General features: G+C 42.4%; 15 protein-coding genes. 3 read left to right on the forward strand and 12 right to left on the reverse strand.

The window, feature by feature from the left end; all coding sequences use genetic code 11:
• The first annotated feature begins 14 nt into the window (after positions 1 to 14).
• On the forward strand, positions 15 to 1,382 hold the full coding sequence (locus C9E88_RS08195; RefSeq protein WP_106984385.1) for an amidohydrolase family protein: 1,368 nt from the start codon (positions 15 to 17) through the stop codon (positions 1,380 to 1,382).
• A gap of 80 nt (positions 1,383 to 1,462) precedes the next feature.
• Here the strand turns inward: C9E88_RS08195 and pcaD are convergent, their stop codons facing one another.
• The 12 genes from pcaD to C9E88_RS08255 all read right to left on the reverse strand — a co-directional run bounded on the left by pcaD (position 1,463) and on the right by C9E88_RS08255 (position 12,632).
• Entirely contained in the window at positions 1,463 to 2,245 is a 783-nt protein-coding gene (gene pcaD / locus C9E88_RS08200) for a 3-oxoadipate enol-lactonase (RefSeq protein ID WP_106984384.1), read from the reverse strand.
• 48 nt (positions 2,246 to 2,293) lie between these two features.
• Entirely contained in the window at positions 2,294 to 3,499 is a 1,206-nt protein-coding gene (gene pcaF, locus C9E88_RS08205; protein WP_106984383.1) for a 3-oxoadipyl-CoA thiolase, read from the reverse strand.
• Between the two features lie 126 nt (positions 3,500 to 3,625).
• Complete coding sequence (locus C9E88_RS08210) at positions 3,626 to 4,276, reverse strand: 3-oxoacid CoA-transferase subunit B (RefSeq protein WP_106984382.1); 651 nt, start codon at positions 4,274 to 4,276, stop codon at positions 3,626 to 3,628.
• Between the two features lie 14 nt (positions 4,277 to 4,290).
• On the reverse strand, positions 4,291 to 4,962 hold the full coding sequence (locus tag C9E88_RS08215; protein ID WP_106984381.1) for a 3-oxoacid CoA-transferase subunit A: 672 nt from the start codon (positions 4,960 to 4,962) through the stop codon (positions 4,291 to 4,293).
• Between the two features lie 13 nt (positions 4,963 to 4,975).
• Positions 4,976 to 6,208, reverse strand: coding sequence for a benzoate/H(+) symporter BenE (gene benE / locus C9E88_RS08220; RefSeq protein WP_106984433.1), 1,233 nt, complete (start codon positions 6,206 to 6,208; stop codon positions 4,976 to 4,978).
• 47 nt (positions 6,209 to 6,255) lie between these two features.
• Positions 6,256 to 7,041 (reverse strand): benzoate diol dehydrogenase BenD, encoded by a 786-nt coding sequence (benD, locus tag C9E88_RS08225; RefSeq protein ID WP_106984380.1) that lies wholly within the window; start codon positions 7,039 to 7,041, stop codon positions 6,256 to 6,258.
• 39 nt (positions 7,042 to 7,080) lie between these two features.
• A complete protein-coding gene (gene benC / locus C9E88_RS08230; RefSeq protein ID WP_106984379.1) occupies positions 7,081 to 8,097 on the reverse strand; it encodes a benzoate 1,2-dioxygenase electron transfer component BenC in 1,017 nt (338 codons plus the stop codon).
• Positions 8,098 to 8,183: 86 nt separating this feature from the next.
• Positions 8,184 to 8,693, reverse strand: a complete 510-nt coding sequence (gene benB, locus C9E88_RS08235) for a benzoate 1,2-dioxygenase small subunit (RefSeq protein WP_106984378.1) — start codon at positions 8,691 to 8,693, stop codon at positions 8,184 to 8,186.
• Positions 8,690 to 10,087 carry a benzoate 1,2-dioxygenase large subunit gene (gene benA / locus C9E88_RS08240; protein WP_106984377.1) on the reverse strand — a complete coding sequence of 466 codons (1,398 nt, stop codon included), beginning with the start codon at positions 10,085 to 10,087 and terminating at the stop codon, positions 8,690 to 8,692. The genes benB and benA overlap by 4 nt, the downstream gene beginning before the upstream one ends.
• Positions 10,088 to 10,180: 93 nt before the next feature.
• The gene (gene catA / locus C9E88_RS08245) at positions 10,181 to 11,101 is read right to left on the reverse strand and encodes a catechol 1,2-dioxygenase (protein WP_106984376.1); all 921 of its coding nucleotides are present in this window, start codon (positions 11,099 to 11,101) and stop codon (positions 10,181 to 10,183) included.
• Positions 11,102 to 11,211: 110 nt separating this feature from the next.
• A complete protein-coding gene (catC, locus tag C9E88_RS08250; RefSeq protein WP_106984375.1) occupies positions 11,212 to 11,502 on the reverse strand; it encodes a muconolactone Delta-isomerase in 291 nt (96 codons plus the stop codon).
• A gap of 20 nt (positions 11,503 to 11,522) precedes the next feature.
• Positions 11,523 to 12,632, reverse strand: coding sequence for a muconate/chloromuconate family cycloisomerase (locus tag C9E88_RS08255; protein ID WP_106984374.1), 1,110 nt, complete (start codon positions 12,630 to 12,632; stop codon positions 11,523 to 11,525).
• 115 nt (positions 12,633 to 12,747) lie between these two features.
• Between C9E88_RS08255 and C9E88_RS08260 the strand changes: the two genes are divergently transcribed.
• Both C9E88_RS08260 and C9E88_RS08265 read left to right on the forward strand, forming a co-directional pair.
• Positions 12,748 to 13,662, forward strand: a complete 915-nt coding sequence (locus C9E88_RS08260; RefSeq protein WP_106984373.1) for a LysR family transcriptional regulator — start codon at positions 12,748 to 12,750, stop codon at positions 13,660 to 13,662.
• A 330-nt stretch (positions 13,663 to 13,992) separates the two neighbouring features.
• Positions 13,993 to 15,363, forward strand: a complete 1,371-nt coding sequence (locus C9E88_RS08265) for an MFS transporter (RefSeq protein WP_106984372.1) — start codon at positions 13,993 to 13,995, stop codon at positions 15,361 to 15,363.
• Positions 15,364 to 15,427: the final 64 nt, after the last annotated feature.

Genomic DNA, 15,427 nt, shown 5'->3' on the forward strand with positions numbered 1-15,427 from the left:
CAATAGAGATACGAATGAAAATTATCAGTGCAGATTATGTTCTGACCATGAATGAACAATTAGACTGTATTGAACAAGGGGCAGTGCTCATCGATGGTCAAATCATTCAGCAAGTTGGGACATTAGCAAAACTTCAAGCGCAGTATCCAGACGTAACAGTTGAACATTATGCAAATGGCTTACTTATGCCTGGTTTAGTGAATACACATTGTCACTCTGGTTTTTTGCGAGGGACTGCAGAAGGCTTGGCTGTATGGGATTGGTTGCAACAGTTTATTGATCCAATGCACCGCGTACTTCTGCCTGAAGATGCCAAAATAGCCTCTTACTTGTGTTATGCAGAGGCACTTCTGTCGGGTACGACCACAATAGTTGATATGTGGCGTTTTATGGATGGTAGTGCTGAAGCAGCTAAAGAACTTGGCATTCGTGCGGTATTGGTGCCTTATGTGGCAGAGCACCCTGACCACAACTACTTTGAAACGCTCAAAAGTAATGAGGCTTTACTCAATCGTTGGCACCAAAGCGCACAAGGTCGCATAGAGGTGTGGGTGGGGCTAGAGCATTTATTTTATGCACAAGAACCAGCATTAGATCGCATACAAAAGCTCTGTCAGGATTATCAAACGGGATTTCATACCCATAGCAATGAAAGTCAGTTTGATGTGCAAGAAAATTTGAAGCGTTATGGTGTGCGCCCGATCCAAACTCTGGAGCAGTTAGGCTTATTTGATGTACCTAAGTGCTTACTTGCACACTGTGTTTGGACAGATGCGACAGAAATAGATATTTTAAAAAATTACCGTGTAGGTGTGGCACATAATCCAATTTCAAACATGAAGTTGGCTTCTGGTGCGGCACCTATTACGCAAATGCTGGCCAAAGGTTTGGCCGTGGGCTTAGGCACAGACGGTGAAAAAGAGAATAATAATTTAGACATGTTTGAAGAAATGAAAACAGCGTCTTTATTGGCAAAATTCTCCAATTTAAATGCGGCATCTTTAGACGCATGGTCTGTGTGCAAAATGGCCACTTCTTTAGGAGCGAAAGCCTTAGGTATGCAAGACAAAATTGGCTCTTTAGAGACGGGAAAACAGGCAGATATGATTGTGGTAAATACGGCAACACCACGTATGACGCCACTGATTAAAGGAGGTCAATTATTTAACCTACATCACAATTTGGTTCATGCTGTACAAGGTCAAGATGTTGTCATGACGATGGTAGCAGGGCAAACATTGGTTAAAAATGGCCAGTTATTGAATGCAGATTTACAAAAATTGATTGATGACGTAAATATAGCTGCACCTAAACTGTTTAAACGCCGTGCAAAATGGTTGGCACAAAGTGGTACATCTGTTAATGAGCTACAACGCATTTAATACTTTCTGATCTAATTTTTTATTAAAAAAAATGCCTGTTTTAAGCAGGCATTTTAAATTGTGTTTAGATGAACTTGTATTTAACTTTGCTCTAAAAATTCTGAAATTGTTTGAGTAAAGATCTGTGCTTGTTCAATATTTGAAATATGTGAAGCTTCAATTTCAAATAGTGCGCTACTACGAATTTGATTCACTAAATATTGTCCATCTGCAACAGTTGTTACGGGGTCGAGCGTACCCGCGATGACTAAAAGTGGGATTCGTATTTGTGAAATCTCTGTCGTTAGATCCGCTTTAGCCAAAGCTTCACAACAGCTTGCATAACCTTCAGGGCTGCCAGCACCTAAGTCGTTAGAAAGTTTTGCAATCACTGCTGTGTTACTTTGGATAAAGGGTTCACTAAACCAGCGCGATGCAGCTGTACTGGCTATCGGTTCTAGGCCTTGTTCACGCACGAGTTTTGCGCGTTCAGTCCATGCGTGTTCTTGCCCAATTTTGGCTGCCGTATTACATACAATCACATGATTAAAACGTTCAGGATGATGGATGGCTAACCATTGGCCTGTAAGCCCACCCATAGAAATACCGCAAAATGATGCCGTTTTAATGGAGAGATGATCCATCAAGTGAATAACATCTTGGCCGAGTTGCGCCAATGTATATGGGCCTTTGGGTGCAGTTGATTCACCATGACCACGGGTGTCATAACAAATGATATAAAATAGTTTTTTCAGCACATCAACTTGCGGTTTCCACATCGAAAAATTGGTGCCTAATGAGTTTGAAAATATCAAGGTTGGCTTTGTATTATTGCCAAAAGTTTGATAGTTAATCTGAGCATCATTTGAATTGAATGTTGGCATTGAATCCCTCCCAAACTCCCTTGATACAGGGAGTGGATTTTAAATTAGTTAAATTTTTTCTATGATCAAAGCAATCCCTTGACCGACACCAATACACATCGAACAAAGTGCGAATTTCCCGTTGATTGCTTCGAGTTGATTCAAAGCAGTGGTAACTAAACGTGCGCCTGATGCACCGAGTGGATGTCCAATGGCGATCGCACCACCATTCGGGTTGACGCGAGCATCATCATCAGCAAGTCCTAAGTCACGTGTCACTGCAAGTGCTTGGGCTGCAAAAGCTTCATTCAGTTCAATTACATCCATTTGTGCAAGTGTTAAGCCAGTTTGCGAAAGCAGCTTTTTAATCGCAGGTGCAGGGCCAAAGCCCATAATCCGAGGTTCAACCCCAACTACTGTTGCAGCAATCACTTTGGCACGTGGTTTTAAACCATAGCGTGTAACGGCTTCATCAGATGCAATGAGTAGAGCGGCGGCACCATCATTAATGCCAGATGCATTACCTGCAGTCACTGTTCCATCTGCTTTCACCACAGGTTTAAGTTTTGTTAAAGCTTCAAGTGTGGTTGATGCGCGAGGGTGTTCATCCGTATCAATTACAACAGGCTCGCCTTTACGCTGAGCGATGTGTACGGGAATAATTTCATTGGCAAAAAAACCACGTGCTTGGGCTGCTGCAGTGCGTAGTTGACTATTCAATGCGAATTTGTCTTGATCTTCACGATTGATCTTAAATTGCTCGGCGACATTTTCTGCCGTTTGTGGCATGGTTTCGACACCATACATTTCTTTGAGTTTAGGGTTGATAAAGCGCCAACCCATAGTGGTGTCTTCAATTTTTTGAGTACGACCATAGGCTGCTTCAGATTTACCCATAACTAAAGGCGCGCGTGACATTGACTCTACACCGCCAGCAATAATCAGATCTACTTCACCCGATTTAATCGCACGTGCAGCCATAGCTACTGCATCAAGAGATGACCCACAAAGGCGGTTTACTGTGGTAGCAGGGACTTGGTAAGGGACGCCTGCAAGTAGCGCAGACATACGGCCGACATTACGGTTATCTTCACCGGCTTGGTTGGCACAGCCAAAGATAATGTCATCTACTTTTTCCCAATTTACAGTTGGGTTGCGTTCCATAATGGCTTTGATTGGCAAAGCACCGAGATCATCTGCACGAATTGGTGCTAAACCACCTGCATAGCGGCCGAAAGGTGTACGAATAGCATCAATAATATAGGCATTTTTCATTTTTTAAATCCTAGAAACACAGCTCCTCCCTTTGTAAAAGGGAGGTTGGGAGGGATTTACAGGAAGTTAATTTTTATTATTAATCCTCCCTAAATCCCCCCTTTAAAAAAGAGGGAATATTTTGCTTTAAGCAGTCGCATCAATTAGCTTCGCACCTGTTAGTGACTGTAATTCTTCAAAAGAAAGACCTTCAACTTTTTCAAGAACTTTCATGCCTTCTGAAGTCACATCAATCACACATAAATCAGTATAAATTCGGTCTACACACTTCAAGCCTGTCGCTGGGTAATTCAGTTCTGCAACAATCTTTGGTTCACCTTTTTTAGTGACATGATCGGTCGTAATAAAGACTTTTTTTGCGCCTACAGCTAAGTCCATTGCACCACCTACAGCAGGAATCGCATCAGGTGCACCAGTGTGCCAATTGGCAAGATCGCCATTTTGTGCAACTTGGAATGCTCCTAAAACTGCGATGTCTAAGTGACCGCCACGCATCATGGCAAATGAGTCACCATGATGGAAAAATGCACCACCTGTCAGCATCGTGACAAATTCTTTGCCTGCATTAATCAGTTCAGGGTCTTCTTGTCCAACCTCGGGCTTTTCACCAAAGGCCAATAAACCATTTTCTGAATGTAAAAATACGTCCTTATCTGAAGGCAAGTAGTTGGCAATTTTGGTCGGGAGGCCAATGCCTAAGTTCACATAAGCACCGTCAGGGATATCTTGCGCCACACGTTCAGCAATTTGGTCGCGAGTTAATTTGGTATAGCTCATATAAAAATCTCCAATTACTGTGCAGGTGTGACAGCAACAACGTGCTGTACAAAAATGCCTGGGGTAATAATGTGCTCGGGGTCTAAAGCACCAAGTTCAACCACTTCAGAAACTTGGGCAATGGTAATATCCGCGGCCATTGCCATAATTGGGCCAAAATTGCGAGCAGATTTGCGATAAACCAAATTACCCCAACGGTCACCTTGAGAGGCTTTAATCAGTGCAAAATCGGCTTTAATTGGATTTTCTAGCACATAATCTTTGCCTTCATAGTTCAGCATAGGTTTAGCTTCGGCAAGTAAAGTCCCAAAACCTGTAGGTGTATAAATTGGCCCAAGTCCCATACCTGCAGCTTGTATACGACAGGCAAGGTTACCTTGAGGAACCAGCTCAAGCTCAATTTTTCCGGCACGGTATAATTCATCAAAAACCCAAGAGTCAGATTGACGGGGGAAAGAACAAATAATTTTGCGTACAGCACCGGCTTTAAGCAATTTGGCAAGGCCGTAATCACCATTACCTGCATTATTATTTACAATCACTAAGTCTTTAATGCCCAGTTCGATCAGGCCATCGATCAGTTCTGCTGGCTGTCCTGCCGTACCAAAACCGCCAATCATAATGGTTGAGCCATTTTTGATTTGTGAAAGTACTTCAGTTAATGAAGTCTGACTTTTATCGATCATATACGTACCTATACTATAAAGTTTTAGAATCTGTTGAGCCTGTCATAGCTGTTTGAGAGGCTATTTTTGTACTCGGTTTACTTAAAAGCAAATGCGCAATAATCCCGATACAAATCCCCCAAAAAACTGAACTCAGCCCCATAAAATGCATGCCTGAAGCTGTTGCTAAAAATGTAATTAGCGCCGCATCTCTTTGACTTTCATCTTTCATCGCCACGGATACATTGGTGGCAATTGCGCCTAAAAGCGCTAGACCTGCAAGGGCTGCAACGAGTTCTTTAGGTAATAAGCTAAAGAGCAAAACAATGCTTCCAGCAAAGAGACCACCGAAGATGTAAAAAATGCCGTTGGCAATTCCTGCGATGTAGCGTTTGTCTTTAAGTTCATGTGCATCTTTACCCATGCATAAAGCAGCAGTGATGGATGCGAGAACTATGGTGATTCCGCCGACACATGCGACAGCTAATGACGCTAAGCTGGTCACGGTAATAATGGGTTTGGCAGGTGTGTCATAACCGCTGAGTTTCATCATGGCCATGCCTGGTAAAAATTGGCCTGAAAGGCTGACTAAAATCAGGGGAAGGGCTAAATTAAGTAAGCTGTTGAGTGTCCACTCAGGGCTAATACACTGCGGAATGGCTAAACTGAAGTGGATGTCGACAGGGTTCATTTTGCCAAAGATTAAACTGAGGACTACGCCTGTCACGAGTACCCAAAGCATGCTATAGCGCGGGTTGAGTCGTTTTGACACTAAAAAAACCAACAGCATGCCAAATACAATCAAGGGCATACTGTCGGTGGCATTAAACAGACCAAGTCCAAACTGAAATAAAATACCTGCCATCATGCCTGCAGCGATGGATTGCGGAATCCATTTTAAAAGTTTGTCGAAATAACCTGTTAATCCAATAATTAAGATCACAATTGCTGCCGTAATGTAGGCAGCGACGGCTTCATTCAAGCTAATATTGGGAAAAAGCGTGACTAAAAGTGCCGTGCCGGGTGCAGACCAAGCAGTAATCACAGGTACTTTGTATTTGATGGATAAAAAAATACCTGCAACTGCTGCACCAATAGAAATACCCCAGATCCATGAGATCATCATCTCAGGTGCAACATCTGCTTTCTGTGCAGCTTGAAAGAAGATAATTAATGGCCCTGAATAGGAAATCAGCACAGCTAAAAATCCTGCAACAGTTGCTGAAAGTGACCAATCTTCTTTTAATGTTTTCAACAGGGTCGCCATTGTTGTTGCCTCCATGCTTTCAAAAATGATCCTGAAATCGATCAGCTTTAGCCCTGATCACCGCCGCCTACTGGAACGACAGTTCCGGTCATATAAGATGATTCATCGGATGCTAAAAATAAGATCGCATTCACTTGCTCTTGAATCGTGCCGTACCGCCCGAGGAAAGTACGGTCAATGGTTTGATCAACCACTTGCTGCATCCATTGCTTTTCATCATCCGATAATGGATTGGCATTGCGTGGGACTTTACGTGGCGGCGCTTCTGTACCGCCAGTTGCCACAGCATTCACTCGGATACCATCTTGAGCATGTTCAAAAGCAAGTGCAGCCGTTAAGCCATTGATACCGCCTTTGGACGCAGAATAGGGCACACGGTTAATTCCACGTGTCGCAATAGACGACACATTGACAATCGTACCGCGCTGATTTTCGATCATTTCAGGTAATACCGCACGGCAGCACCACATTGTTGGAAACAGTGAACGGTTCACTTCTTTGATGATTTCATCTTCAGAAAACTCCTGAAATGGTTTCATCCAAATTGCACCGCCTACGTTATTGATCAGCACATCTACACGGCCATAGGTTGCAATGGCTTGGGCTACGACGAATTCTGCACCTGCAAAAGTCTCAAGATTGGCTTTAACAATAATGGCATCGCCATCATGCGCTTCAATTTCAGCCAGTGTTTCTTCCACATAGTCAGAAAGATCGGCCAATACAACTTGAGCGCCTTCACTTGCAACTTGTAAAGCCACACCGCGTCCAATACCTTGTGCTGCACCGGTCACAATGACCACTTTATTTTCAAAACGGTTGTTATGGTTCATTTATGTCTCTACCTCTATATGTCTAACGTAGTCAGATGCTTAGTTCGCAGAGAATTTTTCAAATAAGAAACTAGCAGGTTTAATGTTTTCACCATCTAACCAACCACGTACAGCTTCTACCATTGGCACAGGGCCACATAGGTAGACATCAACATCACCCGCATTTAACCATTCGTTTTCAATATGGTTGGTCACATAGCCTTTGCGTTCATGCTTAGATTCAGGGCTTGCCACTACCGTGCGGTAGTCAAACCAATTGAACTTTGCTTTTAAGGCATTGAGTTTTTCTATGGCAACAAGATCGAAGTCATTGGTCACACCAAAGACCAAACGAACAGGGTGTTCTGCGCCTTTTTCTTCTAAAACTTGCAGCATGGACATAAACGGGGCAATACCTGTGCCGCCTGCAAGCATCAATACAGGGCGTGCCACATTACGTAAGTAAAAACTGCCAAAAGGGCCGGTAAAAGTCATTTTGTCGCCCGCTTTGGCATTGACGCTTAAAAAGTCACTCATCTTGCCGTTCGGCACGTTACGTACCACAAAACTTGTCAGACGGTTGCCCGGTTTTGAGCTAAAAGAATAAGAGCGTGTTTCAGTCGTTCCAGGAATGCCGACATTGACATATTGGCCCGCAAGGAAGTTGATATCAGGCTGACCTTCATCGAGTTGAATATCAAATGTAATGGTCGAGTCAGATAGGTTGTCTACACTGACCAATGTACCTTGTAAGGCTTTAATTTCAGTTTTACAGACATCTGAAGTGGCTTGAATTTGGAAAACTGCATCAGAAGTCGGTTTACATTGGCAAGCCAAGATATAACCTTCAGCCGCTTCTTCAGGTGTAAGGGCATCTTCAATATAGGTTTCTTCAGGCATATCAAAGCTGCCCGATTCACAGAATGCACGGCAAGTACCACATGCGCCATCACGGCAATCTAGCGGAATGTTAATTTTTTGACGGTAAGCAGCATCAGAAAGCGTTTCACCTTGTGCAACTGAAATAAAACGCGTAACGCCATCTTCAAATTGAAGTGCAACATTGTGGTTTGACATGGCTGAATATCCTTTTAAAAATCGGTGTAACTGAGACCTTTCAGCCAAATATCCTTCTGGCTGAAAGGTGACATTGCTGTCTATACTTAGAGGTGATAGATATCGATGACTTGATTGATGTAATCATTTTTCAGCACCACGTATTTACTTAAGATTTGCGGCTGTTCTGCTGAAAAGTCGATTTCATAACGTGACATGCCAAAGTAGCTGTAATTGGTTTTGTAACGGAAACTCAAGGTGTTCCAGTTAAAACGCACAGTGACTTTAGTGCCATCACGCTCAATGACTTCGATATTATTAATGTGGTGACTGGTACGGGTATCAGGCATGGTTGCTGATGAGCGTTCAGTCTTAATTCGAAAAACGCGGTCTTCTAAACCTTGACGGTCAGGGTAGTAAATTAATGAAATTTCAGACTGAGGGTCGGTCGTTAATTTGTCGTCGTCGTCCCAAGCTGGCATCCAAAATGAGGCCGATGGGGCATAGCACTCGATCCAATCGTCCCATTGTTCATCATCTAAAAAGCGTGCTTCTCGGTAGAGAAATTGTGCAATAGTTTCGAGCGTGATCGCATCTTGTTGAACGGCTGCATTCATGCGCTTTCTCCCATTGCAGAAGCTTCAATTTCTGCCAATTCCTTTTCCGCTTGAATGGCATGCTTCATCATTTTTAACCAATATTGATGCTGTGCAAGATACAAACCTTCATCTTCAGTTTTAATACCGCTGAGGATTGGTTTGAGTCCAATTTCATTGGCGGCTTCATCTGGGCCTTGAATCCAATGTTTTGAACCGCGGCACATATCGTTCCATTCCAGTTCAATGCCTGCATAGCCGGCTTGGCAGGCACGGAATTCTTCTAGATCATCTGGTGTTGCCATGCCTGAGGCATTGAAGAAATCTTCATACTGACGGATACGGCGTGCACGTGCATCTGGCGCTTCACCCACAGGGGCAATACAGTAAATCGTCACTTCAGTTTTATTGACTGAAATTGGACGCAACACTCGGATTTGTGAACCAAACTGATCCATCAAATACACGTTTGGATATAAACAAAGATTACGTGAACGCTCGATCATCCATTTCGACATCGGTGCGCCAAATTTCTCGGTATATTCTTCAGCTTTAACATAGTTTGGACGGTCTTCTGGGTTTGCCCATTGTGTCCAAAGCAACATGTGGCCATGTTCAAAGCCATACGAGCCACCGCCTTGTTTACCCCAAGAGCCTGCGCTCATGGCACGAATGTTATCGGCTGCTTGCGCTTCTTTACGGTGCTGTGTGGTTGCTGCATAGTTCCAATGCACCGCAGACACGTGGTAACCATCTGCGCCATTTTCGGCAGTCAGTTTCCAGTTGCCTTCATAGGTATAAGTTGATGAACCGCGCAGCACTTCAAGGCCTTGTTCGGATTGGCCGACGATCATGTCGATAATCTTGCTGGTTTCACCTAAGTACTCTTCTAGTGAAGGCACATCAGGGTTTAAGCTGCCAAATAGGAAACCTTTATAACTTTCAAAGCGTGCAACTTTCTTTAAGTCATGCGAACCATCTTGGTTAAAACAGTCTGAATAACCTGCTTCAGATGGATCTTTGACTTTCAGCAATTTTCCTGAGTTGTTAAATGTCCAGCCGTGGAAAGGGCAAGTGTAAGTTGCTTTGTTGCCTTTTTTATGACGGCAAAGCTGTGCGCCGCGGTGTGAGCAAGCATTGATCATGGCATTCAGTTCACCTTGGCGGTTACGCGCAATGATGATCGGCTGACGGCCAGTATAGGTGGTGTAGAAATCGTTATTATTTGGAATTTGGCTTTCGTGTGCCAAGTACACCCAGTTGCCTTCAAAGATGTATTTCATCTCTAGGTCAAACAGGGCTTGATCTGTAAATACAGAACGATGAAGTTTAAATTCACCACTTTCAAAATCGTCTACAAGTAATTCATCTATACGATCGAGGTGGCTGGTATTTATGACTGGAATACGTGGCATATCCTTTCTCCAACTTTCCAAATTTGGGGGAAGTCACTCAAATGTCATGACAATGTCATCCTGCAGACATCTGAGTTTCCTAATCTATGGGTATTAAGCGCTAGCGCGACGGCGGTCAACTTCTGTTGATGGAGCTTCTGTTTGCTCTTTCACCAACTCAACATTGAACGTGATGTGTTTAAACGGTTGGTTTAAACCACGGCGGGTAATTTCAGCTTCGTCAGTGACATCAACAGCCGTTGCAACGAGACCTTCACGGGTTGCAAAAGCGAAGTCGTCCCATAGGTATTGATCACCTTCGATGTTGAATTGAGTCGTTAGCTTGCGGTAGCCTGGTGCAGAAATAAAATAATGCACATGAGATGGACGGTTGCCATGACGGCCAAGTTTGTCTAATACAAATTGTGTTGTGCCTTCAGGCGGACAGCCATAGCCAACAGGCATCGTTGTTTGTGCAATATATTTGCCGTCTTGATCACTAAAAATTGTGCGACGTAGATTGAAGTCAGATTGTGACTTATCAAAGAAAGAGTAGTTACCTAAGCTGTTGGCATGCCAGATTTCAACTTTTGCACCTTCAATGATATTGCCTGCAGTATCCTTCACTGTACCTTCAATAAATAAAGTTGGAATCTTATCTGTTTCAGTACCATCGTCCATACGAGCAAAGCCAACAGATTCAGGTGCACCTGCAACATAAAGCGGGCCTTCAATGGTACGCGGCGTACCGCCTGTAATACCTGCTTTGGCATCTGCTTCATCGGCACGTAAGTCTAGGTAATGTTCTAGGCCAAGGCCTGCTGCCAATAAGCCTAATTCATTGGCCTGACCTGCATCGGTAAAATATTCCAAACCTTTCCACAGTTCTGATTGTGAAATATCTAAGTCTTCAATGGCCTGAAATAAATCACCTAAAAGGCGTACAACAACTTGCTGAACACGTGCATCTACAGGTTTGGTTGCCGTATCTATATTCATTGTTTTGACTAAAGTATCAATGTCTTGACGGTTCATACTATTGCTCCTTAAGTATGTTTTTTGGGTGGCTGATGTGATTTTTATAATTTCACTTGGCTGCCACATTCCTTGTTAAATAACCCTTAGGATGTGATTGACTGTTTTAATTAACTGTCATTGTCACGGATAGAAGATGGATGACGGTTTAAAGCCATTACTTCAATATTCATGTAGGGATATAGCGGTAGACCCTGCAAAATGTTGTGCAGTTCTTCATTGCTTTCCACATCAAAAATACTGATGTTCGAGTACTGGCCTGTAATACGCCAAATGTGACGCCACTTACCTTGAGTCTGCAATTCTTGTGAATAGGCTTTTTCTACAGCCTTAATTTCATTTGCTTTTTCCGCTGGCATGTCCAGAGGAATATTCACGTCCATTCGTACTTGAAAAAGCATGTGAAGCTCCTGATTTAAGTTTATTTGCGACGCAAGTTATCAAGTTTGTCTTGATCTAACTCAATGCCTAAACCTGATGTTTTTGGCACAGCAAGTTCAAAATTTTGATATTGCAAAGGGGTTTTTAAAATTTCTTCGGTAAGCAACAACGGGCCAAAAAGTTCTGTTCCTGCGGCCAAATTTTCAAAGGTTGAAAATAAATGCGCAGATGCAATTGTCCCGATAGGGCCTTCTAACATGGTGCCGCCATAAAGATCGATTCCTGCCAAATTGGCAATGGTGGCAACATCTTTAGCTTCTAAAAGTCCACCAGACTGCGCAACTTTGACTGCAAATACGGAGGCGGCATTGGTACGTGCAAGGCGATACGCCGAACTTGGACCCATTAAAGATTCATCCGCCATAATGGCAATATCGAAACGGCGACTTAGGCGTTGCATGGCATCAATATTGTCAATTGCACAAGGTTGCTCAATGAGATCAACACCACCATCTTGTAAAAGCTGTATGCCTTTAAGGGCATCAAGTTCTGACCACGCACGGTTTACATCTACGCGAATCGAAATATCTGTACCTAAAGCTTGTTTAATCGCAAGCACATGCTCAACATCTGCTTCTACAGGACGTGAACCAATTTTGAGTTTGAATGTATTGTGACGTTTAATCGCTATCATTTTTTGCGCTTCGGCAATATCTTTGCTGGTATCACCAGAAGCCAACACCCAAAGCACAGGTACACTTTCACGTAAACGGCCACCCAATAACTCCGATAGCGGTAGATTCAAACGCTGTGCTTGAATATCTAAAAGTGCAGTTTGAATGGCGCATTTCGCAAAACGGTTACCGTTAATATTTTTTTTCAACACGCGCATAATTTGCGCAATGTTGTGTACTTTTAAAGTTTTAAGTAATGGTGAAAAATAAGTGTCAATATTGGTTTTGATGCTTTCAGGACTTTCTTCACCATAACCTAAGCCACCAATGGTGGTTGCTTCGCCCCAACCGACAAATCCATCTTCAGTGGTAATTTTAATTAGAACCAAAGTTTGGGTTTGCATCGTCGCCACCGCCATTTTGTGTGGGCGGATGGTCGGGATTTCGACTAAAAGTGTTTCGACTGATTTGTACATGTTTACTCTTCGCAAACTTGCGTTTTATGGCTCTTGTGATATACCTTAAAAGAATAAAATTTGACTGTCGAAGATCAAATTTGCATTTTTATATACATAAAAGGTATGGAATTGAATGGAACTCAGACACCTTCGCTATTTTGTTGCAGTTGTAGAGGAGCAAAGCTTTACCAAAGCTTCTGAAAAATTATTTATTGCTCAACCGCCTTTGAGCCGTCAAATTCAGAACCTTGAAGCAGAGCTTGGTATACAGCTTTTTGAGCGTGGAAGCCGCCCATTAAAGACCACGGAAGCAGGGCAATTTTTCTATCAGCATGCTGTTAAACTTTTGTCTAATGCTGAAGAAATAAAAACCATGGCACAGCGTATTGGACTGGTCGAAAAAACAGTGACAATGGGTTTTGTAGGCTCTTTGCTTTATGGTTTATTGCCCAAAATTGTGTATTTGTTTCGCAAGCAACATCCAAATTTGAAAATTGAGCTCATTGAAATGAGCACCAAAGACCAAATTTCGGCTTTAAAAGAGGGGCGTATTGATGTTGGATTTGGACGGTTAAGAATTTCAGATTCAGCTGTGCGTCGGGTCTTATTAAGAGAAGAACCTTTAATGTTGGCCGTACATGCCAGCCATCCTTTAGCCGAGCAAGCACAAGGCGTGTATTTGGCAGATATTGTCGATGAACATATGTTTTTATATCCAAGCCATCCAAAACCCAACTTTTCCACACAAGTCAGACATTTGTTTGCTGAACATAGTTTAGACCCCAAAAATTTAAAGGAAGTCCGTGAAATTCAGTTGGCGCTAGGGTTGGTGGCAGCAGGAGAAGGTTGCTGTGTAGTGCCTGAAAGTGCACAAACCATTAAATTTCCGCATTTACATTATTTACCTATCCTTGATGATTCGGCGGTGAGTCCTATTTTTCTTGCTATTCGAAGTATGGATGAAAGCGATGATATTCGCTCCTTATTTGATTGTATTTATCAAGTATATGACTTAGAAGCGATTAGCTACGACAGAGCAACCATTTAATCATTGAGAAAATGTATAGAATGCTTATATTAAAATAATTAAAAATAAACCGTAAATACCTTTTTAATTACGTGAAATATATATTTTAAGGCAAATCTAATATTGATTTTAGATTTGCTTTTTTTATGAATCAGTTTAGTAAAGCACTTCGAATTAAAAATATTTTTTTGCTATTTTTTATGGCTTTTAGTGACTTAATTATTTGTTTCAAAGAAAGAAATTTAGGCTTTACTTTAAAGGTATAAATATAGAGCTCATCAGTTTTGGACATAAAAACACCTTTGCTTCATTGTTTTTGTGAATAAAAAATTCACAAGCAGGAGGCTTAGCGTGAATACACAACAACTCAATATCAATTCGATTGTAGATGAAGCCAAGTTTAGCCCATTTCATTGGGGCGTATTAATTTGGTGCTTACTGATTATTATTTTTGACGGTTATGATCTGGTCATTTATGGCGTCGCTTTACCACTTTTGATGCAAGAATGGTCGCTCAGTGCAGTACAAGCAGGGTTATTGGCCAGTACAGCACTCTTTGGCATGATGTTTGGCGCCATGTCATTTGGGACTTTGTCAGATAAATTAGGACGCAAAAAAACCATTATGATTTGCGTTGGGCTGTTTAGTGGCTTTACCTTTTTGGGTGCATTTGCTTCTAATCCCATTGAGTTTGGCCTACTACGCTTTTTAGCTGGCCTTGGCATTGGTGGTGTAATGCCGAATGTGGTTGCACTCATGACTGAATATGCACCTAAACGTATCCGCAGTACCTTAGTTGCACTCATGTTTAGTGGTTATGCCATTGGTGGTATGGCTTCTGCATTACTCGGGGCTTGGCTGATTGCCGATTATGGCTGGAAAATCATGTTTTATATCGCATGTATTCCATTTTTAGCTTTACCCTTGATTTGGAAGTTTCTACCCGAATCGCTGATGTTTTTGACCCAAAAAGGCCAAACAACAGCAGTTGCAGAAATTGTGCAAAAAATTGCACCCGAACAAGCTGTCACAGCACAAACGCAGTTTGTATTAAATGAAAGCAATAGCAATGAAGCACCATTTAAAGCCTTATTCCAGCAAGGTCGCACCTTTAGTACCATCATGTTTTGGATTGCATTTTTCATGTGCTTACTCATGGTGTACGCACTTGGTAGTTGGTTGCCTAAACTCATGATTCAAGCAGGCTATTCACTTGGTGCAAGCATGCTGTTCTTATTTGCACTCAACATCGGTGGCATGGTAGGCGCAATTGGTGGCGGCACATTGGCAGATAAATTCCACTTAAAACCTGTATTAAGCATTATGTTTACCGTTGGTGCGATTGCGCTGGTGTTACTTGGTTTTAATAGTCCTCAATTTGTATTGTATTTGCTCATTGCGGTTGCAGGAGCAGCGACTATTGGCTCGCAAATCTTACTTTATACCTTTGTGGCACAGTTCTATCCAGCTGCAGTCCGTTCGACGGGTATGGGTTGGGCATCAGGTATTGGTCGTATTGGTGCAATTGTCGGGCCTGTACTGACTGGGGCATTACTCACCTTAGAATTACCACATCAAATGAATTTTCTTGCGATTGCAATACCAGGTTCAATTGCTGCAATTGCCATATTTTGTGTGAACTTAAAGGCATCTGTAGATGGTGTAACGAGTACGCATACTTCATCAGAAAAAGCCACGCCAGTCAAAAGTACCGCACATTAATTTAAATACACACTGACATGACACATTAAGTTTATACATTGATTTGAAAGGTAAAAATCATGGG

It is taken from the genome of Acinetobacter cumulans (assembly GCF_003024525.3).
Classification (GTDB): domain Bacteria; phylum Pseudomonadota; class Gammaproteobacteria; order Pseudomonadales; family Moraxellaceae; genus Acinetobacter; species Acinetobacter cumulans.

Coding starts and splice junctions, on each gene's coding strand:
- pcaD (WP_106984384.1), bottom strand. CDS start 2,245: ATGCCAACATTCAATTCAAATGATGCTCAGATTAACTATCAAACTTTT.
- catA (WP_106984376.1), bottom strand. CDS start 11,101: ATGAACCGTCAAGACATTGATACTTTAGTCAAAACAATGAATATAGAT.
- C9E88_RS08255 (WP_106984374.1), bottom strand. CDS start 12,632: ATGTACAAATCAGTCGAAACACTTTTAGTCGAAATCCCGACCATCCGC.
- benA (WP_106984377.1), bottom strand. CDS start 10,087: ATGCCACGTATTCCAGTCATAAATACCAGCCACCTCGATCGTATAGAT.
- C9E88_RS08210 (WP_106984382.1), bottom strand. CDS start 4,276: ATGAGCTATACCAAATTAACTCGCGACCAAATTGCTGAACGTGTGGCG.
- benC (WP_106984379.1), bottom strand. CDS start 8,097: ATGTCAAACCACAATGTTGCACTTCAATTTGAAGATGGCGTTACGCGT.
- benB (WP_106984378.1), bottom strand. CDS start 8,693: ATGAATGCAGCCGTTCAACAAGATGCGATCACGCTCGAAACTATTGCA.
- catC (WP_106984375.1), bottom strand. CDS start 11,502: ATGCTTTTTCAAGTACGAATGGACGTGAATATTCCTCTGGACATGCCA.
- pcaF (WP_106984383.1), bottom strand. CDS start 3,499: ATGAAAAATGCCTATATTATTGATGCTATTCGTACACCTTTCGGCCGC.
- benE (WP_106984433.1), bottom strand. CDS start 6,208: ATGGCGACCCTGTTGAAAACATTAAAAGAAGATTGGTCACTTTCAGCA.
- C9E88_RS08260 (WP_106984373.1), top strand. CDS start 12,748: ATGGAACTCAGACACCTTCGCTATTTTGTTGCAGTTGTAGAGGAGCAA.
- C9E88_RS08195 (WP_106984385.1), top strand. CDS start 15: ATGAAAATTATCAGTGCAGATTATGTTCTGACCATGAATGAACAATTA.
- C9E88_RS08215 (WP_106984381.1), bottom strand. CDS start 4,962: ATGATCGATAAAAGTCAGACTTCATTAACTGAAGTACTTTCACAAATC.
- benD (WP_106984380.1), bottom strand. CDS start 7,041: ATGAACCATAACAACCGTTTTGAAAATAAAGTGGTCATTGTGACCGGT.